At 55.6% G+C, this 22,742-nt stretch carries 15 protein-coding genes; 7 read left to right on the top strand and 8 right to left on the bottom strand.

Going from position 1 to position 22,742, the window contains the following annotated elements; genetic code table 11:
- Window positions 1–51 precede the first annotated feature (51 nt).
- Window positions 52–3,762: a methionine synthase gene (gene metH / locus B347_RS0110605; RefSeq protein WP_019409697.1), complete on the bottom strand. Its 3,711-nt coding sequence runs from the start codon at window positions 3,760–3,762 to the stop codon at window positions 52–54.
- 153 nt (window positions 3,763–3,915) lie between these two features.
- Between metH and B347_RS0110600 the strand changes: the two genes are divergently transcribed.
- Together B347_RS0110600 and nfuA are read left to right on the top strand one after the other, a co-directional pair.
- The gene (locus B347_RS0110600) at window positions 3,916–6,213 is read left to right on the top strand and encodes a fatty acid cis/trans isomerase (RefSeq protein WP_019409696.1); all 2,298 of its coding nucleotides are present in this window, start codon (window positions 3,916–3,918) and stop codon (window positions 6,211–6,213) included.
- Window positions 6,214–6,323: 110 nt separating this feature from the next.
- On the top strand, window positions 6,324–6,908 hold the full coding sequence (nfuA, locus tag B347_RS0110595) for a Fe-S biogenesis protein NfuA (protein ID WP_019409695.1): 585 nt from the start codon (window positions 6,324–6,326) through the stop codon (window positions 6,906–6,908).
- 94 nt (window positions 6,909–7,002) lie between these two features.
- On the opposite strand, the gene cobM is transcribed toward nfuA, so the two are convergent.
- The 3 genes from cobM to B347_RS0110580 form a co-directional block, all read right to left on the bottom strand.
- Window positions 7,003–7,749, bottom strand: coding sequence for a precorrin-4 C(11)-methyltransferase (gene cobM, locus B347_RS0110590; RefSeq protein WP_019409694.1), 747 nt, complete (start codon window positions 7,747–7,749; stop codon window positions 7,003–7,005).
- A 64-nt stretch (window positions 7,750–7,813) separates the two neighbouring features.
- Window positions 7,814–8,239: a cobalamin biosynthesis protein gene (locus B347_RS0110585; protein WP_019409693.1), complete on the bottom strand. Its 426-nt coding sequence runs from the start codon at window positions 8,237–8,239 to the stop codon at window positions 7,814–7,816.
- 110 nt (window positions 8,240–8,349) lie between these two features.
- Window positions 8,350–8,736 carry a response regulator gene (locus tag B347_RS0110580; RefSeq protein ID WP_026014111.1) on the bottom strand — a complete coding sequence of 129 codons (387 nt, stop codon included), beginning with the start codon at window positions 8,734–8,736 and terminating at the stop codon, window positions 8,350–8,352.
- A 187-nt stretch (window positions 8,737–8,923) separates the two neighbouring features.
- Here B347_RS0110580 and B347_RS0110575 point away from each other — a divergent pair, with 187 nt between their 5' ends.
- The 5 genes from B347_RS0110575 (at window position 8,924) to B347_RS0110555 (ending at window position 15,446) form a co-directional block, all read left to right on the top strand.
- Window positions 8,924–12,394, top strand: a complete 3,471-nt coding sequence (locus B347_RS0110575) for a response regulator (RefSeq protein ID WP_019409691.1) — start codon at window positions 8,924–8,926, stop codon at window positions 12,392–12,394.
- A complete protein-coding gene (locus tag B347_RS0110570) occupies window positions 12,395–13,210 on the top strand; it encodes a CheR family methyltransferase (RefSeq protein WP_019409690.1) in 816 nt (271 codons plus the stop codon).
- Entirely contained in the window at window positions 13,207–13,815 is a 609-nt protein-coding gene (locus B347_RS0110565) for a chemotaxis protein CheB (protein WP_019409689.1), read from the top strand. The genes B347_RS0110570 and B347_RS0110565 overlap by 4 nt, the downstream gene beginning before the upstream one ends.
- Window positions 13,806–15,002: a hybrid sensor histidine kinase/response regulator gene (locus B347_RS0110560; RefSeq protein ID WP_019409688.1), complete on the top strand. Its 1,197-nt coding sequence runs from the start codon at window positions 13,806–13,808 to the stop codon at window positions 15,000–15,002. Before B347_RS0110565 ends, B347_RS0110560 begins: the two co-directional genes overlap by 10 nt.
- Before the next feature lie 66 nt (window positions 15,003–15,068).
- Window positions 15,069–15,446, top strand: coding sequence for a response regulator (locus B347_RS0110555; protein WP_019409687.1), 378 nt, complete (start codon window positions 15,069–15,071; stop codon window positions 15,444–15,446).
- A 26-nt stretch (window positions 15,447–15,472) separates the two neighbouring features.
- On the opposite strand, the gene B347_RS0110550 is transcribed toward B347_RS0110555, so the two are convergent.
- From B347_RS0110550 to mexE, 4 genes are all read right to left on the bottom strand, one after another.
- On the bottom strand, window positions 15,473–16,528 hold the full coding sequence (locus B347_RS0110550) for a HEAT repeat domain-containing protein (RefSeq protein ID WP_019409686.1): 1,056 nt from the start codon (window positions 16,526–16,528) through the stop codon (window positions 15,473–15,475).
- A 232-nt stretch (window positions 16,529–16,760) separates the two neighbouring features.
- Window positions 16,761–18,170, bottom strand: a complete 1,410-nt coding sequence (locus tag B347_RS0110545; protein ID WP_019409685.1) for an efflux transporter outer membrane subunit — start codon at window positions 18,168–18,170, stop codon at window positions 16,761–16,763.
- A complete protein-coding gene (locus tag B347_RS0110540; protein ID WP_019409684.1) occupies window positions 18,167–21,346 on the bottom strand; it encodes an efflux RND transporter permease subunit in 3,180 nt (1,059 codons plus the stop codon). The genes B347_RS0110545 and B347_RS0110540 overlap by 4 nt, the downstream gene beginning before the upstream one ends.
- A 15-nt stretch (window positions 21,347–21,361) precedes the next feature.
- Window positions 21,362–22,606 carry a multidrug efflux RND transporter periplasmic adaptor subunit MexE gene (mexE, locus tag B347_RS0110535; protein WP_019409683.1) on the bottom strand — a complete coding sequence of 415 codons (1,245 nt, stop codon included), beginning with the start codon at window positions 22,604–22,606 and terminating at the stop codon, window positions 21,362–21,364.
- Window positions 22,607–22,742 lie beyond the last annotated feature (136 nt).

Raw genomic sequence — 22,742 nt, 5'->3', positions numbered from 1 at the left:
AACCTTGTAGCCGCAGCCTGCGGCAGCGGCTACAAGGGAGGGGTGTATCACTCAGTTGTCGTAACCCAGATTTGGCGCCAACCAGCGCTCTGTCACGCTCAGTTCTTGGCCTTTGCGAGCGGTATAGCTGTCGACCTGATCCTTGTCGATCTTGCCTACGGCAAAGTATTGCGCTTGTGGGTGCGCGAAATACCAGCCGCTCACCGCGGCTGCCGGGAACATGGCATAGCTTTCCGTTAGGAACACTCCACTTTTGCCCGCCCGCATTTCTTCGGCTTCAGGGTCGAGCAACTTGAACAGCGTTGCCTTCTCGGTATGGTCAGGACAGGCCGGATAACCGGGAGCAGGGCGGATACCGCTGTACTGCTCTTTGATCAGGTCTTCGTTGCTAAGGTGCTCGTCCTTGGCATAACCCCAGTAGTTCGTCCGCACTTGTTGGTGCAGCCATTCGGCACATGCCTCGGCCAAGCGGTCAGCCAGCGCTTTGACCATGATTGAGTTGTAGTCGTCACCCGCATCCTGATAAGCCTTGGCCACTTCTTCAGCGCCGATACCTGCGGTGGTGATAAATCCACCCACGTAGTCGGTGATACCGCTGTCTTTTGGCGCGACAAAGTCGGCCAGAGAGAAATTGGGCTTGCCGTCAGTCTTGATGATTTGCTGGCGCAAGTGATGCAATCGGGCTAACGGCTTGCCGTCATCACCGTACAGTTCCAGATCGTCATCGTTCACTTGGTGGGTAGGCCAGAAGCCGAAGACTGCCCGTGCACTGATCAGTTTTTCGTCAATGAGCTTTTTGAGCATTTCCTGTGCGTCGGCGTACAGCGCGGTAGCTGCTTCGCCTACCACGTCGTCGGTCAGAATTCGCGGAAACTTGCCAGCCAAATCCCACGATATAAAGAACGGCGTCCAGTCGATGTACTCGGCCAGCACCTTGAGGTCGATGTTGTCCAGCACCTTGGTCCCGGTAAACGCCGGTTTGACAGGTTGGTAGCTGGCCCAGTCGAACTGTGGCTTTTTGGCAATCGCCGCTGCGTAGCTCAAGCGCTCGGTACGGGCACTGCGGTTTGCGGTACGTTCGCGCACCTCGATGTATTCCAGACGGGTTTTCTCGACAAACCCGGCTTTCAGTTCCTTGGACAACAACTGCGTAGCCACACCCACGGCGCGTGAGGCGTCGGTAACGTAGATCACAGCATCATTCTGATACTTGGGCTCGATTTTCACCGCCGTGTGCGCCTTGGACGTTGTGGCGCCGCCGATCATCAGTGGCAAGTGGAAGTCCTGACGCTGCATTTCACGGGCCACGTGAACCATTTCATCCAGCGAGGGCGTAATCAGGCCGGAGAGGCCGATGATGTCGCACTTCTGTTCTTTGGCCACTTGCAGGATCTTCTCTGCAGGCACCATCACGCCTAGGTCGACGATGTCATAACCGTTACAGCCCAGCACCACGCCCACAATGTTTTTGCCGATGTCGTGAACGTCGCCTTTAACGGTGGCCATGAGGATCTTGCCCTTGGCCTCTGGTTTGTCGCCTTTTTCCAGCTCGATAAACGGAATCAAGTGCGCCACGGCCTGTTTCATCACGCGGGCGGACTTCACGACCTGAGGCAAGAACATTTTGCCTGCGCCAAACAGGTCGCCAACGATATTCATGCCCGACATCAGCGGGCCTTCGATCACTTCAATCGGGCGGCTGAACGAGAGGCGCGAGGCTTCAGTGTCTTCAACGATGTGGGTGGTAATGCCCTTAACCAGCGCGTGTTCAAGGCGCTTGTTGACTTCCCAGCCACGCCATTCTTCAGTCTCGGCTTCCTTGACGCTGCCATCACCCTTGTACTTATCGGCAATCGCCAGCAGGTTGTCGGTGGCGTCAGGCGTGCGGTTTAGCACCACATCCTCTACGGCATCACGCAGTTCGGTCGGGATTTGGTCATAAATCTCCAACTGCCCGGCGTTAACGATACCCATGGTCAGGCCGTTACGAATGGCGTACAGCAGGAACACCGAGTGAATGGCCTCACGCACCGGGTTGTTGCCACGGAACGAGAACGACACGTTTGATACGCCGCCCGAGGTCAGGGCATACGGCAGTTCATCGCGGATGTAAGCGCAGGCATTGATGAAGTCCACAGCATAATTGTTGTGCTCTTCAATACCCGTGGCCACGGCGAAGATGTTCGGGTCGAAGATGATGTCTTGCGGCGGAAAGCCAACTTCATTGACCAAAATGTCATAGGAGCGTTTGCAGATTTCTTTTTTGCGCGCTTCGGTATCCGCCTGGCCAGCTTCGTCGAAGGCCATCACCACGACAGCCGCGCCGTAACGTTTGCACAGCTTGGCGTGGTGAATGAACTGCTCGACACCTTCTTTCATGCTGATCGAGTTAACGATGCCCTTGCCCTGGATACACTTGAGGCCGGCTTCGATCACGTCCCATTTCGAGGAGTCGATCATGATTGGCACACGCGAGATGTCCGGCTCACCGGCAATCAGGTTGAGGAAGGTAACCATCGCCTTCTTCGAGTCCAACATGCCTTCGTCCATGTTGATGTCGATGATTTGCGCACCGGCTTCAACTTGTTGCAGGGCTACTTCTAAGGCTTCAGTGTAATTGTCCTCGCGAATCAGGCGGGCGAAGCGGGCCGAACCGGTGATGTTGGTTCGTTCGCCGACGTTCACAAACAATGAACTGCGATCAATGGTAAACGGCTCAAGGCCCGACAAACGGCAAGCTTTGGGAATGTCCGGGATCTGGCGCGGCGCATAAGGCGCAACGGCCTGGGCAATGGCGTAGATGTGATCCGGGGTGGTGCCGCAACAGCCGCCGACAATGTTGAGGAAGCCGCTTTGAGCGAACTCTTCAATGACTTTGGCTGTTTCGCTAGGCAGTTCGTCGTATTCACCGAATTCGTTAGGCAAGCCAGCGTTAGGGTGAGCAGAAACAAACGTGTCGGCCTTGTTCGACAGCTCTTCGAGGTACGGGCGCAAATCACTGGCACCGAGTGCGCAGTTGAGGCCGACCGAAATCGGTTTGGCGTGGCTGACGGAGTTCCAAAACGCTTCTGTGGTCTGGCCCGACAGTGTGCGGCCGGAGGCGTCGGTGATGGTGCCGGAAATCATGATCGGCAACTCAACGCCCAGCGCTTCAAAAACGCCTTGTACGGCAAAAATCGCAGCCTTGGCGTTCAAGGTGTCGAAAATGGTCTCGATCAGAATCAGGTCAGCACCGCCTTCGATCAGGCCTTTGGTGGCCTCGGTGTAGTTCTCAACCAGTTCGTCGAAGGTGACGTTACGGTAGCCAGGGTTGTTTACATCTGGGGACAGCGAACAGGTCCGGCTGGTAGGGCCAAGCACGCCCGCTACAAAACGAGGTTTATCTGGTGTTTCAAGGGTCTTGGCGTCGGCCACCTTGCGCGCTAGGCGAGCGCCTTCTACGTTTAATTCGTAAGCAAGGGCCTGCATGCCGTAGTCAGCTTGTGAAACTTGTGTGGCGTTGAAGGTGTTGGTTTCAAGAATGTCGGCGCCGGCATCTAAGTAGGCTTTTTCAATAGAGCCGATCACGTCTGGCCGGGTCAGGATCAGAAGGTCGTTGTTGCCTTTGACGTCGCTCGGCCAATCAGCAAAACGTGTGCCACGATAGTCGTGTTCCTCCAGGCGGTAGCTTTGGATCATAGTGCCCATGCCGCCATCGAGAATCAGGATGCGCTCTTTGAGGGCTTGCTGAAGTGCTTGGATACGAGCGCTGCGGTCAGACATAGGACTACCTGTTAGAGCCATGCAAAAGATGGCAAATCATAACAAACCTGCGCCTAATTTGAGTGCTGGAAGATTTGCATGAATTCAGCTCATGTTGAAAGGCGTGTAGCACGGGTAGAATCGCGGCATTTTTTAATATCAGGACAATGGCACATGTTTTTTCGCCTACTCACCGGCGCCGTGACGCTGGTGGTGTGTACTACAGCGCTGGGCCAAACCCCGCTGGCGAGTTCGGCTATATCCTACACACGTGATATACAGCCGATCCTTACCGAAAAATGCGTCGCCTGCCATGCCTGCAACGACGCCGCCTGCCAGCTCAACCTGGGGAGCGCCGAGGGCACGACCCGTGGCGCCAGTAAAGTGCCTGTCTATAAAGGTGACCGAACGACTGCGGTAGAACCGACGCGGATTTTCTACGATGCCAGCGGCCCTGCTGAATGGCGCCGCAAAGGTTTTTATTCAGTGCTGGACGCGCAAGGTGCACAAGCGGCCTTGATGGAACGGATGCTTGAGCTGGGTCATAACACCCCACTGACGCCCAATGCCAAGTTACCTGCTGAAATCGTCCTGGGTCTGAACAGAGAGAACGCTTGCCCGGCGCCGGGTGAGTTCGATGCTTACGCACAAAAGCACCCCAAGGAAGGCATGCCGCTGGCCGTGACCGGCCTCACCGACACGCAATACCAAACCGTGCAAACCTGGCTCAAGCAAGGTGCTCCGGTTGATCAGAACGCCATCAAACCAAGTGCAGGCGAAGCCGCGCAGATAGCTGAATGGGAAGCGCTGCTCAATCGTCTGGGCTCAACTGAGGCCTTGGTGGGTCGTTGGTTATACGAACACTTGTACCTGGCCCACACCTATTTCGATAACGGTGTTCCAGGGCATTTCTTCCAGTGGGTGCGTTCGCGTACTCCGAGCGGGCAGCCGATTGACCTGATCGCCACCCGCCGTCCGAATGATGATCCGGGCACCACGTTCTATTACCGGCTGATGCCGGTCCAAGGCGTGATCGTGCATAAAACCCACATCACCTACCCGATGGGCAAGCAAAAGCTGGAGCGCGTCAAGCAGCTGTTCTATAGCGGCGACTGGCATGCCACTTCGTTGCCGGGTTACGGGCCGCGCAGCCGTGCCAACCCGTTTGAAACGTTTGAAGCGATCCCGGCAGTCGCGCGCTACCAGTTCATGCTCGATAACGCCGAGTATTTTGTACGCACCTTTATTCGCGGGCCGGTGTGCCGTGGGCAAATTGCCACGGACGTGATTCGTGATAACTTCTGGGCCCTGTTCCAGGAGCCTGCGCATGATCGCTATATCACCGATGCTGCCTATCGAGGCGAGGCCACGCCGTTGCTGGCGATGCCGGGGCAGAATGATGACGTCGGCAGTATTCTTTCGCTGTGGCACAGCTTTCGCGACAAGCGCAATGACTACGTAAAACTCCGTCAGGACACCTACGCCGATATGCCGCCGCCGAGTTGGGCAACCCTGTGGGCGGGCAATGACAACGCATTGCTGACCATTTTTCGACACTTTGACAGCGCCAGCGTGACCAAGGGCTTGATCGGCGAAGTGCCGCAGACGATGTGGCTGTTCGACTTCCCGTTGCTGGAGCGCACCTACTATCAGTTGGCGGTCAATTTTGATGTATTCGGCAACGTCTCGCATCAGGCCCAAACGCGCTTGTATTTTGACTTGATCCGCAACGGCGCTGAGGCCAACTTTTTGCGCCTGATGCCAGCAGACTCGCGCTCCAGCATCCTCAGTGACTGGTACCAGAACAGCGGCAAGCTGAAGCTGTGGCTGGACTATCAAAAAATCGACACCAGCACGCCGACAGGGATGATCCTAGACCCGGTTAACCCTACGCGTGACTTTGCCCTCAAGTTGATTGAGCGGGCTGGCACCCTGAATGCGAACCCGGATCCGATCAACCGCTGCACCGGCGCCTATTGCTCGCGGACCACTATTGCTCAGGAGTTCCAGTTCGCCGAACAAGCGCTGAGCCGCCTAACTGCGCGTCCGGCAGCGGGGTTGGCTGTTATCAGTCAATTGCCAGAAGCAACCATGCTGCGCATTGAAGGCAACAACGGTAAGCGTGAGATGTACAGCATGTTGCGCAACCGTGCCCACAGCAACGTGGCCTTTATGCTCGGCGAGGCGTACCGACTGCAACCTGGGCTGGATACACTGACTATTTTCCCGGGTGTACTTAGCAGTTACCCGAACTTCATGTTCAACATTCCGACGGCTGAAGTTGAGGCGTTTGTCGAAGCGATGGAGCAGAGCAAGGATCAACAAGCCTTCGACACGATTGTCGAGCGTTGGGGTGTTCGGCGCAGCAACCCGCAGTTTTGGCAGTACTTCCATGACATCAACCAGTACATCAACGAAACCGATCCGGTTGAAGCGGGCGTTCTGGACATGAACCGCTACGAAAACCTGTAGGGGGCCAGGAATTTTGAATAAGAAAGGGCAGCTTTCCTGACAAAAATACTAGGACTTTGTCAGGCGCGCCGATTGGCGTAAACTGCCCCACATGTCTGCGAGGAGATTCCATGAGCGCCATAACCATTACCGACGCCGCCCACGATTACCTGGCTGATCTGCTGTCCAAGCAGAACACGCCGGGCATCGGCATCCGCGTCTTTATCACCCAGCCCGGCACCCAGTATGCTGAAACGTGCATAGCCTACTGCAAGCCGAATGAAGTGAAACCTGAAGATACTGCCATCGGCCTAAAAAGCTTTACGGCCTGGATCGATTCGTTCAGCGAAGCGTTCCTGGAAGATGCAGTTGTGGATTACGCCACTGATCGCATGGGTGGTCAGTTGACCATCAAGGCGCCCAACGCAAAAGTGCCGATGGTCAATGCTGATAGCCCGATTAACGAGCGCATCAATTACTACCTGCAAACCGAGATCAACCCCGGTTTGGCCAGCCACGGAGGTCAGGTCAGTCTGATCGAAGTGGTTGAGGACGGCATCGCCGTGCTCAAATTCGGTGGTGGTTGCCAAGGCTGCGGTCAGGCCGACGTGACACTGCGCGAAGGCATTGAACGCACGCTGCTGGAGCGCGTGCCGGAACTCAAGGGTGTACGTGACGTGACCGACCACTCGCAGAAAGAAAACGCCTACTACTGAGTCATCAGTAACAGGGTGTTCACTGCGCAGTGAATAAAAAAACGGTGCCCCGTGAGCACCGTTTTTTTATGCCTGCACTTTGTCGCGAGCTGGCTCAAGGCCGATACAAATGCGCATGCCCGGCGTGATACAGCGATGATTCCGAAAACGTATCACTGGCCAGCACCCGACCCACCAAAATCAGCGCTGTACGCTTGAAACCCTTGGTCTGAACTTTTTCCAAAATATCCCCCAACGTGCCTTGCACCCAATCTTGGTCCGGCCAGCTAGCGCGATGGATCACCGCAATCGGGCAATCGCTGCCGTAATGCGGAGTCAGTTCGCGAATGATGTTTTCAAGGTTTTTAACCCCTAAGTGAATTGCCATGGTCGCTTTGTGCTGCGCGAGGCTGGCCAGTTCCTCACCCGCAGGCATGACGGTTTTTTCCGCATAACGGGTCAGGATCACCGTTTGTGAGATGTCTGGCAGGGTCAGCTCTGCCCCCAAAATGGCCGCGCAAGCCGCGGTGGCGGTTACTCCGGGGATGATCTCAAACGCGATGTTTAGCTCACGTAGGCAGCGGATCTGTTCGCCAATCGCGCCATAGAGGCTTGGATCGCCGGAGTGCACGCGGGCAACGTCCTGGCCTTTATCCTCAGCGCTTTTAATCAGTTCGATGATTTGCTCAAGGTGCAACTCGGCACTGTTAACCACCTGTTCCGCTTGATGGCCTTCCAATACGGCTGTGGGGACCAACGAGCCGGCATAAATAATGACTGGGCAACTGCGGATCAAGCGCTGACCTTTGACAGTAATCAACTCTGGATCGCCGGGCCCGGCGCCGATGAAGTAAACAGTCATGGCAGTCTCTGGAAAAAGTCTAATTAGAGCGGTTCTTGAAAAGCGCTCATAGTGAAGCGAGGGATTATCGCGTTACTAACCCGCCGCAAGCCAATGCAAAGGTTGCTACTGACGACTTTTGTCGTGTTATCAGTAATCGTGCAGGTTCATTGCCAAGTTGTTCGGCCATAGCCAATGCAGCACTTTCAGCGACACCCCAGCAACCTGAGTGTTCGAATGCGATGGCCGAACGGTGACTGAGGCGGGGCTCATAGGCCATCAGTTGATCGGCGCGAAATACTGCTAACGGTAGGCTTAAATGCGCCGCTAACTGAATCAGTCCCGGCTCGTTTTGCTTGATATCAAGGCTGGCCAGCGCTCGAACATCGCTTAATACCAGCCCCGCGCTCGTCAGTGAAGAGGTAATCAGTGCCAATAGGTCGTTGCAGCTAGATCCTCGTCGGCAGCCCAAGCCAATCACCAGGATTGGCGCTGTGCGGGTGAGCGTCATGCTGAGTAAAAACCTGCAGATTTACGGCAGACAGGCACAACGACGCAGTCATTAGGGGGAGTGGACATAGCCTTGCCTATGAATTAACGGTGGGCATTTTAAACCCAAGGTCAATTTACGGCTACGGTAGAGGGCGTCGCGCGAAGCAGGTTGTTTACCTTTTCGCGAAGTTGATCGATAGAAAAGGGCTTGCCAATGACTTCCATACCGTCAGCGACCTCAAGGGTTTCGGCGTAGCCGCTGGCAAACAGGATTGGCAGATGTTGATGCAGCTCACGGGCTTTTTGCGCCAATGCCCGGCCGTCCATATCTGGCAACCCGACATCAGTCATTAGCAGGTCAATGCGCTGGCTCTTGTCTTCAAGCAATTCCAGTGCGCGTTCGCTGCCTTCGGCTTCAAGTACGTTGAACTCCAGCTCTTCCAGAACGTCAACGATAAGCATACGAACAATGGCATCGTCTTCGACCACAAGGATGGTGGAGGGTGTTGCGGACATAATCATGCTCTCGCTAAAAATTTAAACCTGCGCTCAATAACACCTGCGCCAGCGGGTAAGGATAGCGTTGCGCTACTTTTGTGTGCGTATTTTTGTAAGAAAAATCTTCATTACGTGCAAGAAAATACAACTATTGCGCTGGATTCCTTCAAACTCCAGACATTTATGACGTCCACAGGCCAGAAATATGAACTCACCTGCATCCATTGATGAGCGAAGTTTTCGCAAGCTACTGACTCGCAACGTTGGCTTGCCCTTGGCTGTCGGTGTGCTAAGTGCCGTGTTGTTTGTGGTCATGATCAGCTACTTGCTATCAGTTATTAAGTGGGTTGAGCACAGTGATCGAGTGATCAGCAATACCAATGATGCGGTGAGGCTGACGGTCGATCTAGAAACGGGCATGCGCGGCTTTTTGATTACCGGTGACGAGCATTTTCTGGACCCGTATGCAGTGGCCAAGCCGCAAGTCATGGCTCAGCTTCAGGGTTTGCAAGCTCTGGTCAGTGATAACCCGCAACAGGTTGATCGGCTCAAGCGTATTGAAGCTTTGCAAAACGAATGGGCGACGTATGCTCAGACGATGGTCGATATGCGCCGTCAAGCTGGCGATTACCGTGAAGCGGTGCAGTCTGGGCGTGGCAAGAACCTCACTGACCAAATTCGTCAGCAATATGACGACTTCATACAACTGGAGCAGCAACTGCGAGTTGCCCGCAACAAAGAGGCCAGCACCACGACGATTTTCTGTGTCGGGCTCTATCTGCTTTTTGTCTTAGGTTTGAGCGGCTTTTTGGCATTTGTGGGGCGACGGGATTTAATAAGCCTTTCAAAAAGTTATCAGCATAACTTCGAGTTGCAGTTGAAGGCGGCGCAGCACCTGGAACGCCAGGCATGGCTGCGTAACGGGCAGACCGAACTGGCAGAGCAGGTGCTCGGTCGTCTGACCCTCAACATGCTGGGACGCAATATCCTGCAGTTTTGCGCCCAATACCTAGGCTCGGTGGTCGCTGCGATGTATGTCCGTGAGGACCACGGGGGGCTAAGACGTATTGCCAGCTATGGGGCTTCGCGCGAACAAGAAGCACGTAATGAGTTGATTCACGATAACGAAGGCATAGTTGGGCAAGCTGCTCAGCAAGAGCAGATGATTCGTCTAGACAATGTGCCTTCGGACTACCTCTTTAAAGTCAGCTCTGGGTTGGGCGAGGGAGCACCGAACAGCGTGCTGGTGATACCGACCAGCGACGATGAACGGGTTAACGGGGTGATTGAACTGGGCTTTCTCAGGCCGCTTGAAGACCGTGACATTGAGTTGTTCGAGCTGATTGCCGACAACATCGGGACCTCCATCGAGGCCGCACGTTATCGCCAACGTTTGCAAGAGGTGCTGGCTGAAACCCAGCAACTCAATGAAGAGCTGCAAGTTCAGCAAGAAGAGCTCAAAACGGCCAACGAAGAGCTTGAAGAGCAGTCGCGGGTTCTTAAAGAGTCGCAGACTAGCCTTGAGGCCCAACAGGCGGAGCTTGAGCAGACCAATGAAGCGCTGGAGGATCAGCGCGATGCGATGACTCGCAAGAACAGCGAGCTTAATCAGGTTCGGGTGCAACTTGAAGAGCGTGCCGAAGAGCTACAGCGTTCTAGCAAGTACAAGTCTGAATTCCTCGCCAATATGTCCCATGAGCTGCGCACGCCGCTGAACAGTTCGTTGATTTTGGCCAAACTGCTGTCAGAAAACCCGCAACAAAACCTGACAGGCGAGCAGGTCAAGTTTGCCGAGTCAATTTACTCAGCGGGCAATGATTTGCTCAACTTGATCAACGACATTCTGGACATTTCCAAGGTTGAGGCCGGCAAGCTTGAGGTACGCCCTGCGAACACCAGCGTGGCGCGCATGATCGACGGGTTACGTGCTCTGTTCCAGCCTCTGGCGATCGATAAATCGCTGGCTTTAAATGTCGAGTTGCAGCCAGGCACCCCATCCTTGATCTATACCGATAGTCAGCGTTTGGAGCAGGTGCTTAAAAACCTGCTATCCAACGCGATCAAGTTCACCGAAAAAGGCCAGGTAAGCCTCACGGTTTCGGGTCATCCGGGCAATGCGATAGCGTTCACGGTGGCCGATTCTGGGATTGGTATTGCGCCCGAACAACAGGAAAGTATTTTCGAAGCCTTCCGTCAGGCAGATGGCACCACCAATCGTCGATATGGCGGAACCGGGCTTGGCTTGTCGATCTCGCGGGATCTGGCGACCTTGCTCGGGGGCTCCATCAGCGTCAGCAGCGTACCGGGACAGGGCAGCATCTTTACCCTAATCGTGCCGGAGCAGTTTGTAGAAGATGCCGAACCCCACGCACCGCTACCGGCCAGTGCTGCAACACCTCCTGTTGCAGCCAAGCCGCTCGCATTGCTGCCACCTGATGCACCGTTGGCTATACCGCGTTTTGCAGATGATCGGGAAAAAGCCCCTTTCGCTACGCGTTGTATTTTGGTGATTGAAGATGAGCCCAACTTTGCGCACATCCTCTTCGATCTGGCCCATGAGTTGGGTTATCACTGCTTGGTCGCCCATGGTGCGGACGAAGGTTTCAGTCTGGCTGCGCAGTTTATTCCCGATGCCATTTTGCTCGATATGCGCCTGCCCGATCATTCCGGGTTGACGGTGCTACAGCGCTTGAAGGCGTTGGCGCCGACCCGGCACATCCCGGTGCATGTGATTTCTGTTGAAGACCGAGTTGAAGCCGCGATGCACATGGGCGCCATCGGGTATGCGGTTAAACCAACCACCCGTGAAGAGCTCAAGGCAGTCTTTGCGCGCCTGGAAGCCAAACTCACACAGAAGGTCAAGCGCGTCCTGTTGGTTGAGGACGATGACTTGCAGCGCGACAGCATTGCCCGCTTGATCGGCGACGATGACATTGAAATCACGGCCGTGGGCTTTGCTCAAGAGGCGCTTGACCTGCTGCGCAGCAATATTTACGACTGCATGATCATCGACCTCAAACTGCCAGACATGCTGGGCAACGATTTGCTCAAGCGCATGTCGACCGAAGACATTTGCTCGTTCCCGCCGGTCATCGTCTATACCGGGCGCAACCTGACCCGCGATGAAGAGACTGAACTGCGCAAGTATTCGCGCTCGATCATTATCAAGGGCGCGCGCTCGCCGGAGCGTTTGCTGGACGAAGTGACATTATTTCTGCACAAAGTTGAATCTCAGTTGTCCCATGAGCGCCAAACGATGCTTAAGACCGCCCGCAGCCGCGACAAGGTCTTTGAGGGCCGCAAGATACTGCTGGTGGATGACGATGTACGTAATATTTTCGCCCTTACCAGCGCCCTAGAGCACAAAGGCGCGATTGTGGTTATTGGGCGAAACGGGCGAGAGGCAATCGAGCGTTTAAACGAAGTGCCAGATATTGATCTGGTGTTAATGGACGTGATGATGCCCGAGATGGATGGCTACGAAGCCACTGTCGAAATTCGCAAGAACCCGCGCTGGCGCAAGCTGCCGATTATCGCGGTCACGGCCAAGGCGATGAAAGACGATCAGGAGCGCTGCCTGCAAGCTGGCTCGAATGATTACCTGGCGAAACCGATTGATCTGGATCGACTGTTTTCACTGATCCGGGTTTGGCTACCGAAAATGGAACGACTTTAAGTGCAACGAAACACCGACATCGAGTTACGGCTACTGATCGAAGCGATCTATCTCAAGTACAGCTATGACTTTAGGGATTACTCCGGCGCCTCGATCAAGCGCCGGGTGCAGCATGCTTTGCGCCAATTCGACTGCAAGACCATTTCGGCCTTGCAGGAGCGGGTGCTGCATGACCCGTTGGCTTTTATGCAGTTGTTGCAATTGCTGACGATTCCGGTGAGTGAAATGTTTCGCGATCCAGAGCACTTTTTGGCGATTCGTCAGGAGGTGGTGCCGATTCTCAAGACCTACCCGTCGTTGAAAATCTGGGTCGCTGGGTGCAGCACCGGCGAAGAAGTGTACTCAATGGCCATTTTGCTGCGCGAAGAAGGGTTGCTTGACCGCAGCATTATCTATGCCACCGACATTAATCCGCGCTCGCTGGAAAAGGCCAAGCAAGGGATTTTCTCGATGGAAAATATTCGCGCCTACACCCACAACTATCAAAAGTCAGGTGGCCAGCGCTCGTTTGCCGATTACTACACGGCGGCTTATGACTACGCGATTTTTGACAAGAGCCTGAGCGATAACGTGACCTTCGCGGATCACAGCCTGGCAACCGATAGTGTGTTTTCAGAAACTCATTTGATATCGTGTCGTAACGTACTGATTTACTTCAATAAAACTCTGCAAAACAGAGCATTTGGGCTATTTCATGAATCGTTGTGCCATCGCGGTTTCCTAATGCTGGGAAGTAAGGAAACTCTGGATTTCTCGGATTACAGCAAACAGTTTTCGCCTTTGCTCCAGCAAGAACGGATCTATCGAAAGCTATGACAGTCAAAGACGTTGATATCACCAGTTTGCGGCCCGTGAACGCCATCGTTGTAGGCGCTTCTGCGGGAGGTGTTGAGGCATTGTTGACGATTTTTGCTGCTCTGAAGCCGGGTTATCGACTGCCCATTATTGTGGTGTTGCACTTGCCGGACGAGCGTCGAAGTCAGTTGGCCGCCGTGTTTGCCCGGCGTCTGCCGATACCGGTCAAGGAAGTCGATGACAAAGAGCCGATTGTGCCGGGTACCTTGTATTTTGCGCCTCCCGGCTACCATGTTTCCGTGGAGCGCGATCGCAGTTTTTCGTTGAGTCGGGAGGAAAGGGTGCATTACTCGCGCCCCTCGATTGATTACCTTTTTGAATCCGCAGCCGACGTGTACCAACACGCACTGGCTGCGATCTTACTGACGGGTGCCAATCAGGACGGTGCGCAGGGGTTGGACACGGTCAAGCAGCAAGGCGGTTTGACCATCGTCCAAGACCCTGACGAAGCGTTGGTATCGACCATGCCGCAAGCGGCGCTGGATCGCTTCCAACCCGATTGCATCCTTCCTTTGCACGGTATCGCCCGTTTGCTCGTTGAGCTGGAAAGAATCGAATGCAACTAAGTGATATTCAAGCCAAGCTGCTGATCGTTGATGATCTGCCAGAAAATTTATTGGCGCTCGAAGCGCTGATAAAACGCGAAGATCGCACGGTATATAAGGCCTTGTCTGCAGACGAGGCGCTTTCGTTGTTGCTCCAGCATGAATTCGCAATGGCTATTCTGGACGTGCAAATGCCGGGCATGAACGGCTTTGAGCTGGCCGAGCTGATGCGCGGAACAGATCGCACCAAGAACATTCCGATTGTCTTTGTCAGCGCGGCAGGGCGGGAGATGAACTACGCCTTTAAGGGCTATGAGAGCGGTGCCGTCGACTTTTTGCACAAGCCGCTCGACATTCACGCGGTCAAAAGCAAGGTCAATGTGTTCGTCGATATGTATCGGCAAAGCAAGGCCATGCAACAGCAGGTCGAAGCGCTGGAGCAAAGCCGCCGTGAGCAAGAAACCTTACTTGTTCAGCTACAACAGACTCAGATTGAACTTGAACATGCCGTACGCATGCGTGACGACTTTATGTCGATTGTCTCCCATGAGGTGCGAACGCCGCTCAACGGGCTGATTTTGGAAACCCAGCTGCGCAAGATGCACCTAGCGCGCAATAATGCGTCCGCGTTCACCATGGACAAGATGCACGCCATGGTTGAGCGTGATGAGCGGCAGATCCAAAGCCTGATTCGTCTGATTGAAGACATGCTCGATGTGTCGCGCATACGCACTGGAAAACTGTCGATTCGTCCAGGCGAGTTTGATTTGTCACGGGCTGTGGCCAATCTGCTGGAGGTTTTTTCTCCGCAAATCAGTGCCGCACAATCGAGCGTCAATTTCACCGCCGATCAGCCGGTGGTCGGGCAGTGGGATGAGTTCAGGATTGAACAGGTCATTTCTAACTTACTGACCAATGCCTTGCGTTATGGTGCCAAAAAGCCGATTGATGTGACGGTGTATACCGAAGATGACTTTGCCGTAGTAGCGGTGCGCGACAATGGCATTGGCATCAGTAAAGACAATCAGCAACGGATTTTTCAGCAGTTTGAGCGGGTTTCTGGCAGCCATGTGGTGGCGGGACTTGGTTTGGGGCTGTTTATTTCGGAGCAAATTGTCGCTGCCCACAATGGCAAAATTACCGTGCAGAGCGAATTGGGCGAGGGCGCCTTGTTCACCATCCACCTGCCGCTGGTACAAAAGACATAAATTGGCCGCAACCTACGGTCCTGACCGCGGTCGTATTGGCAGCAATTGTCCGGAATAAGGTTTCCCATGAGTGAAGATGCGCAAGATGTTGTTTTGATTGTCGAAGACGATCCCTCGATCCTGATGGTCCTGAGTGCCTACCTATCAGGTGAAGGCTACAGAGTATTGCAGGCCGAAAATGGTGAGCAGGCGTTCGAAATTTTGGCGAGCAAGCCGCACCTGGATCTTATGGTCACCGACTTCCGTTTACCGGGTGGCATTTCGGGGGTTCAAATTGCCGAGCCCGCCTTGAAACTACGACCCGATCTCAAGGTGATCTTTATCAGTGGTTACCCGGCAGAAATTCGTGACACCGGCAGCCCGATTACCCGCACCGCGCCCATTCTGGCTAAACCGTTTGACCTCGACACCCTGCAAGAGCAAATCCAGAAGCTACTTGCCTGAGCTCGCTCGTACCGGTGAAGGGTTTGTCACAACCCTTGTTGCAACGCCGGATCGTCCGGGTTTTGTTGTTCCAGTTGCGCTAAAAGAACTTGTACATTCTGGAGTTGGCCGGCTTCTTTCCAGTAGCGAATCAGTAACAGACGCGCTTTGCGATTGGCCGGCTGGCGTTGCAGCAGCTCTTCAAGCTGACGCTGCGCGGGTTCCAATTGCTCAAGGTCATGCAGGGCGATTGCCAGTTTGTAGCGGTATTCACTGTTGTCCGGCTCCAGCTCAACGGCCTTGGTCAGGCCCAGCAGGGCATATTCGGTCTGTCCGTGGTTGAGCAACCAGATCCCGAGTGCATGTTGTAAGTAAGCAGAGTCGGGGTGTGCCTCTAGCTGCCTGGCCAAAAGTTCGCGTGCCTGGTCGGTCTTACCACGCTTGTCCAGTAGGTCAATTTGGGCCACCACGGCTTTGAGGTTCTCTGGATCCAGTGTCGTGACTTTCTCGAGTGCCGCCTGCGCTTCGTCCAGTTGTCCTTCATGCAGGTACAAACGCGCAAGCTGGCCTTGCGCTTGCGGGTCGTCGGGCTGGGTTTTGAGGTTGCGCTCGTATTCGTCGACGACTTGCTGCAGTGGGCCGAAGTACAGGCCTTGCTCATCGGGCGACAAGCCCAGCAGCGCGCTTGCCGCGGCGAAACGCACGCTTTGCTCGGGGTCTTCTAGTAGCGGGCCGAGCAACAGCGTGCGTTGAGCGTTTGGCACCAAGCCTGCAATGCTCTGAATCGCCGCCTTACGCACGAGAGGCGAGGCGTTTTGCAAATCGGCATCAGCCAGCTTCAACGCTTGTGGGCTGGGGTAGTTGGGTAATTCGGCATGCAGGCTGGCGCGGCGAATATCTGACAGGTCTGTACGTGCCAATTGTTGGTAGAGCACACGCGCGGCGCCAGGCATGCCGTTATGCGCTTGCTCAAGGGCCTTTGAATAACTGTGATTGATGGCAGGTGGCGTGATGGTTGGGGCAGGGCGCATCCAATACCAAAGGCCGACTGCGATGAGTGCAGACAACAGGCTGACAGCAAGGTAACGGCGAGGCTGGGACATGCAATATCCAGAAACAGGCGTACGGATGAGCTGCAAGATTGGGACAGTAGGCGTCTTGAGTCAAACGGGGTGAACAATTGAGCTAAACGTGTAGCCGCTGACGCAGCCTGCGCCAGCGGCTACAGAGTGTCAGGATGTGCAGACAAAAAAAGCCCCGCGACCGAATGAGCGCGGGGCTAAAAATTGGTTGGATGCGACCAACCAAAGGAGCTCGTTAAATCATGCTGCTAGATCAATGCGCGCTAGCGACCGTCTCTGCCTGCCAGCCACCGCCCAAGGCTTTGTAGATCGCCACTACGCCTTGGTACATCTCAACCTCGGCCTGGGCCTGGCTGTCTTCGGCGGCCAGGCGCTCACGCTGGGCGTCAAGCAATACCAGGAAATCAACGGTGCCTTCGCGGTAGCGAATCGCTGCCAGGTCCGCTGCGGCCCGGCTGGACTCACTTTGGCGAATCAGCGAGACCAGACGCTGCTGACGTTTGCCGTAGTCGCTAAAAGCGTTTTCTGACTCTTCAAGGGCCAACAGCACTTGCTGCTCGTAGCTGGCCAATGCGCCATCGGCTTCGGCGTCTGCACCGCGCAAGCGTGCCCGCACGCTGCCCAGGTTGAATGCAGGCCAGGTAATGCTCGGGCCTAGAGCCCAGGCGCTGGCGGCCGCCGAACCGATTTGCGATCCGCGTCCTGCTGTAAAGCCGAGGAAGCCGCTGAGGCTGACCCGTGGGAACAAATCAGCCTTAGCCACCCCAATACGTGCTGTAGCCGCTGCCAGTTTGCGTTCGGCACTCATGATGTCTGGGCGCCGTTGCAGTAAGTCCCCAGGGTTGCCGATGTTCAGTGCCTTGGCGATAGCCGGCAATTTGGCCGGGCTCAGGTCAACGCTGAGTGTGTCAGGGCGCTCGCCCAGCAAGGTGGCGATGCGATTGCGTTCGCGCACTTGCTCGGCTTGCAGTTGCGGCACGCTGGCCTCAACCGCAGCCAAGCGGGCGTCAGCGCGCATCACGTCCAGTTCGTCACCGACGCCTGCATCACGCAGGCTAACGGTGATGGCTTTGGAGTCCTGTTGGTTTTTCAGGTTGTCGAGTGCGATGTGCTCGCGAAGTTGCGCACCGCGCAGTTTTCCGTAGGCGTCGACCAATTCGGCAATCATCGTGACTTGCAACTGGTACAGATCAGCAGCAGCGGATTGCTCATCAGCGTCGCTGGCTTCAAGTTCGCGCTGGATGCGACCAAACAGGTCGATTTCCCACGCCATATCCAGGCCCAGATCGTAGCGCTCACTGTTGACACGCTTTTCAGTGGTGCCCGGCACCTGGCCTTTGCCTATATCGCTGCTGGCACGGCTAGTGATGGTAGGCATGGTTTCAGTGCTGACGTCATCACGAATGGCCCGAGCTGCACGCAGACGAGCAAAAGCCACGCGCAGTTCACGGTTGCCAGCCAGTGACTGAGTCACTAGCTGGTTTAGGGTCGGGTCGTCAAACTGCTGCCACCAGATCCCTTCAAAATGAGCCCGGTCAAAGCCCTTGAGGTTATCAGCGCTGATGTGTGCGGGTTCCGTGGCCGGGGTTTTGTAATCGGGGCCAACGGCGCAGGCACTCAAGGCCAGCACCAGCACGCTCGGGAGGAAAACTTTAAGGCTCATTGTTGCGACTCCAACTTGAGGTGCCTGGCCGCTTTGCGCGCTTCGCTGCGCTCTACATAACGACGGATCAGCACATAGAACACTGGCGTCAACAGCAGGCCGAAGAAGGTCACCCCTAACATCCCGGAGAACACCGCAACCCCCATCGCGTGGCGCATTTCTGCACCGGCACCGCTGGACAATACCAATGGCACCACGCCCATGATGAAGGCGAAAGATGTCATCAGGATCGGCCGTAGACGCAGGCGGCAGGCTTCCAGCACCGCAGCCAGCGGGCTCATGCCTTCTTCCTGCTTATCCTTGGCAAACTCGACGATCAGAATCGCGTTCTTACAGGCCAGTCCCACCAATACGATCAAGCCAATCTGAGTGAAAATGTTGTTGTCACCGCCCGATGCAATCACCCCTGTGATGGCCGACAACAAGGTCATCGGTACGATCAGGATCACCGCCAATGGCAGGCTCCAGCTTTCGTATTGAGCGGCCAGTACCAAGAAGGCCAGCAATACGCAGAGCGGGAACACGAACAATGCGGTGTTACCCGACAGAATTTGCTGGTAGGTCAGGTCGGTCCATTCGTAGGTCATGCCGTTCGGAAGCTCTTCCTTGAGCAGTTTCTCGATGGCTTTTTCGGCCTGGCCAGAACTGTAGCCGGGTGCTGCCGCACCGTTGATTTCAGCGGTGATGAAGCCGTTGTAGTGCATCACGCGGTCCGGGCCTGAGGTATCGCTGACCTTGATGAAGGTCGCCAGCGGGATCATCTCGCCCTTGTTGTTACGCACTTTCAGTTGACCGATTTGATCGGGCTCCAGCCGGAACTGTTGCTCGGCCTGAACGTTGACCTGATAGGTACGACCGAAACGGTTGAAATCGTTGGCATACAGCGAACCCAGATAAATCTGCAGGGTATCGAAGATGTCACTGACCGCCACGCCGTGGGTCTTGGCTTTTTCGCGGTCGATAGCCGCATCGACCTGTGGCACGTTCACGGTGTAGCTGGTGAACAACCCTGCCAGTTCAGGCACATTGTGGCTCTTGGCTATGATGTTCATGGTTTCTTTGTACAGCTCGTCGTAGCCCAGGTTGCCCCGGTCTTCGATTTGCAGGCGGAAACCACCGATGGTGCCCAGGCCTTGTACCGGCGGCGGTGGGAAGATCGCCATGTAGGCTTCTTCAATGCCGCCGAATTTGCCGTTTAGGGCTCCGGCAATCTCGCCCGCCGACATGCCCGGGTCTTTGCGCTGATCAAAAGGTTTAAGCGTCACAAACACGATGCCGGAGTTCGGGCTGTTGGTGAAACCATTGATCGACAACCCCGGGAACGCTACTGCACTTTCCACACCTGGCTGTTTCAGGGCCAGATCAGACATGCGCTTGATCACGTCTTCGGTACGGTCCAAGCTCGCAGCGTCAGGCAGTTGAGCGAAGGCCACCAGGTATTGCTTGTCTTGCCCCGGTACGAAACCGGTTGGCGTGTTGGAGAAACCGAAGAAGGTCAGCACCATCAAGCCTGCATAAAGCAGCAAGGCGATACCACTGCTGCGGATCACTCGGGCAACAGTCGCCACATAGCCATGGCTGGCGCGCTCAAAGAAACGGTTGAATGGACGGAACAACCAGCCGCCAAAAATTTTGTCGAGCACCTTAGAGAAGCGGTCTTTCGGGGCATCGTGACTCTTGAGCAACACCGCCGCGAGGGCGGGCGACAGGGTCAGCGAGTTGAAGGCTGAGATCACCGTCGAAATCGCAATGGTCAAGGCGAACTGTTTATAGAACTGCCCAGTCAGCCCGGAAATGAATGCGGCCGGGATAAACACCGCACACAGCACCAGCGCTGTCGCAATGATCGGACCGGTCACTTCACGCATGGCCCGCTTGGTCGCGTCCACCGGGTTGAGTCCGAGTTCGATATTTCGCTCGACGTTCTCTACCACCACGATCGCATCGTCGACCACGATCCCGATGGCCAGCACCAGCCCGAACAGCGACAGAGCGTTGAGCGAGAAGCCAAACATGTGCATCACGGCAAACGTACCGATCAACGACACAGGTACAGCGACCAACGGAATGATCGACGCACGCCAAGTTTGCAGGAACAGAATGACCACCAGCACCACGAGAATCAGTGCTTCGAACAGGGTGTGAACCACCGCCTCGATGGAGCCACGCACGAAGATCGTCGGGTCATAAACGATGCTGTAGTCCATGCCCTGTGGGAAGTTCTTCTTCAACTCGTCCATCTTGGCCCGAACTTCGTTCGAGATTTCGATGGCATTGGAGCCCGGACGCTGGAAAATCGGGATCGCCACTGCTGGCTGGTTATTCAGCAAGGAGCGCAAGGCGTACTGGCTGGAGCCTAATTCAACGCGAGCGATGTCTTTCAAACGAGTGATCTCACCGTCATCGCCTGCGCGAATGATGATGTTTTCAAACTCTTCTTCTGAAACCAGACGCCCTTGAGTGTTGACCGACAACTGGAAGCTGGTGGCATTCGGAGCTGGCGGCGCGCCCAAAGCACCGGCAGCGACCTGACGGTTCTGCTCGCGAATGGCCGTGACCACATCAGTGGCAGTCAGGTTGCGCGAAGCCGTTTTGTTCGGGTCCAGCCAAACGCGCAGCGAGTAGTCGCCCATGCCGAACAACTGCACGTCACCCACGCCGCCTAAGCGTGCCAGCTCATCCTTGATGTTGAGGATCGCGTAGTTAGACAAGTACAGCATGTCGTAGCGCTGGTCCGGGGAGGTCAAGTGCACAACCATGGTCAGGTCGGGCGAGGCCTTGTCCACCGTGATACCGATGCGCGTCACCTCCTCGGGCAGCTTGGGCTCGGTACGGGTAACGCGGTTTTGCACCTGCACCTGCGCGTTGTCCAGGTCGGTGCCCAGTGCAAAGGTGATGGTCAAGGTGATTTTGCCGTCAGCGGTGGACTGCGAAGACATGTACAACATGTTTTCAACACCGGTGATGGCTTGCTCCAAAGGCGCCGCCACCGTTTCGCCGATTACTTTGGGGTTGGCACCCGGGAAGTTAGCGCGCACGACCACTGTGGGCGGAACCACTTCTGGGTATTCACTGATGGGCAATTGAAACAGCGAAATGCTGCCGGCAATTAAAATCAGCAGCGAAAGTACGGCGGCGAAGATTGGCCGCTGAATGAAGAACTGGGAAAAATTCATCGGAGTTGTCGTCCCTTAACCGCGAGGAGTCGCAACACTGGCCAGCTTCGCCGCAGAGTGTGCGGGCGTTGCAGGGGGCAGGTTGCTGGCTTCCAGCGCTTGACGTTGTTGTGCCAGTGCGGCGAGGGTTTTTTCAGTGGCCATCGGGATCACTTCAGGGGTGACCGGTGAGCCGGGACGAACCCGTTGCAGCCCCTTGACGATAATCGTGTCGTCTTTGTTTAAGCCGCTGCGAACAATGCGTAGACCTTCGATTTTCGGACCCAGGTCTACGGTGCGGTAGGTGGTGTTGTTATTGCCATCCATCACCAGCACGAATTTTTTGCCCAGGTCGGTGCCGACTGCTTCGTCATTGATCAAGACCGCTGCGTAGGTGCCGCTGCCGACCAGTTTGAGACGTGCATACAGACCTGGAGTGAAGCTGCCATCAGTGTTATCGAACACCGCACGCCCACGAATGGTGCCGGTTTTAGGGTTGACTTGGTTGTCGACAAAGTTCATCTGGCCCAAGTGCGGGTTGCCATCTTCGTTGGTCAAGCCGAGATAAACCGGAGTGGTTTGACCGCGTTTGCCATCGCGGGCGAGTTGGCTGTACTTGAGGAAGACACGCTCGTCAGCATCGAAGTAGGCGTACACCTTGTCAGTCGACACGACGCTGGTCAGCGGCGTCACGTCAGCCGTCACGATGTTGCCCGCGGTGATTTCAGCGCGGCTCACGCGGCCACTGATCGGGGACGTAACGCGGGTGAAGCTCAGGTTGAGCTTGGCCAAGTCAAGCTGGGCCTGAACCGCAGCAACACCGGCACGGGCAGCTTGGGATGCAGTGGAACGCGAATCAGCCAGTTCGGCGGAGATCGCGTTGCTTTGGCGCAGACGCTCGCCACGCTGGGCTTCGTTTTCGCTGCGGGTTGCATTGGCGCGGGCTTGTTGAAGTTCGGCTTCGAGTTGGCGGACTGCAGCCTGGAACGGACGCGGGTCGATTTGGAACAGCAGATCGCCTTTCTTTACCAGCGCGCCGTCTGTAAACGCGACTTGGTCAATCTGGCCTGATACACGTGGACGAATCTCAACGGTTTCTGGCGCTTCGAGGCGGCCTGTGAACTCGTCCCACTCGTTGACGGGCTGTTCAATGACCTTAGCCACACTGACTTTTGCAGCAGGCGCTGGAGCAGTCGCTTGTGGAGTTTTGCCGCATGCGCTCATCACTACGATGGCCAAGGCCGCGAGTGGGAAGCGCAGATGTTTAAGTGACTGTTCCATGGGGGGGAGTCCGCCAATCTATTGAGATGGAGCGGATAATGCTGGCGCGCGTGGCGGGGCACGAATCGAACCTGACGAAGGTTAATATCATTCAGAATGATACAAAGCCTAAGCAAGCCCTCTAGCCTGCGCTTTT

The organism is Pseudomonas psychrophila HA-4 (assembly GCF_000282975.1).
Lineage (GTDB): Bacteria > Pseudomonadota > Gammaproteobacteria > Pseudomonadales > Pseudomonadaceae > Aquipseudomonas > Aquipseudomonas psychrophila_A.
The sequence above is the reverse complement of the archived record's forward strand: the minus strand, read 5'-3'. Positions and strand labels throughout refer to the sequence as shown.

Coding starts and splice junctions, on each gene's coding strand:
- metH (WP_019409697.1), bottom strand. CDS start 3,762: ATGTCTGACCGCAGCGCTCGTATCCAAGCACTTCAGCAAGCCCTCAAA.
- B347_RS0110600 (WP_019409696.1), top strand. CDS start 3,916: ATGTTTTTTCGCCTACTCACCGGCGCCGTGACGCTGGTGGTGTGTACT.
- nfuA (WP_019409695.1), top strand. CDS start 6,324: ATGAGCGCCATAACCATTACCGACGCCGCCCACGATTACCTGGCTGAT.
- cobM (WP_019409694.1), bottom strand. CDS start 7,749: ATGACTGTTTACTTCATCGGCGCCGGGCCCGGCGATCCAGAGTTGATT.
- B347_RS0110585 (WP_019409693.1), bottom strand. CDS start 8,239: ATGACGCTCACCCGCACAGCGCCAATCCTGGTGATTGGCTTGGGCTGC.
- B347_RS0110580 (WP_026014111.1), bottom strand. CDS start 8,736: ATGTCCGCAACACCCTCCACCATCCTTGTGGTCGAAGACGATGCCATT.
- B347_RS0110575 (WP_019409691.1), top strand. CDS start 8,924: ATGAACTCACCTGCATCCATTGATGAGCGAAGTTTTCGCAAGCTACTG.
- B347_RS0110565 (WP_019409689.1), top strand. CDS start 13,207: ATGACAGTCAAAGACGTTGATATCACCAGTTTGCGGCCCGTGAACGCC.
- B347_RS0110560 (WP_019409688.1), top strand. CDS start 13,806: ATGCAACTAAGTGATATTCAAGCCAAGCTGCTGATCGTTGATGATCTG.
- B347_RS0110555 (WP_019409687.1), top strand. CDS start 15,069: ATGAGTGAAGATGCGCAAGATGTTGTTTTGATTGTCGAAGACGATCCC.
- B347_RS0110550 (WP_019409686.1), bottom strand. CDS start 16,528: ATGTCCCAGCCTCGCCGTTACCTTGCTGTCAGCCTGTTGTCTGCACTC.
- B347_RS0110545 (WP_019409685.1), bottom strand. CDS start 18,170: ATGAGCCTTAAAGTTTTCCTCCCGAGCGTGCTGGTGCTGGCCTTGAGT.
- B347_RS0110540 (WP_019409684.1), bottom strand. CDS start 21,346: ATGAATTTTTCCCAGTTCTTCATTCAGCGGCCAATCTTCGCCGCCGTA.
- mexE (WP_019409683.1), bottom strand. CDS start 22,606: ATGGAACAGTCACTTAAACATCTGCGCTTCCCACTCGCGGCCTTGGCC.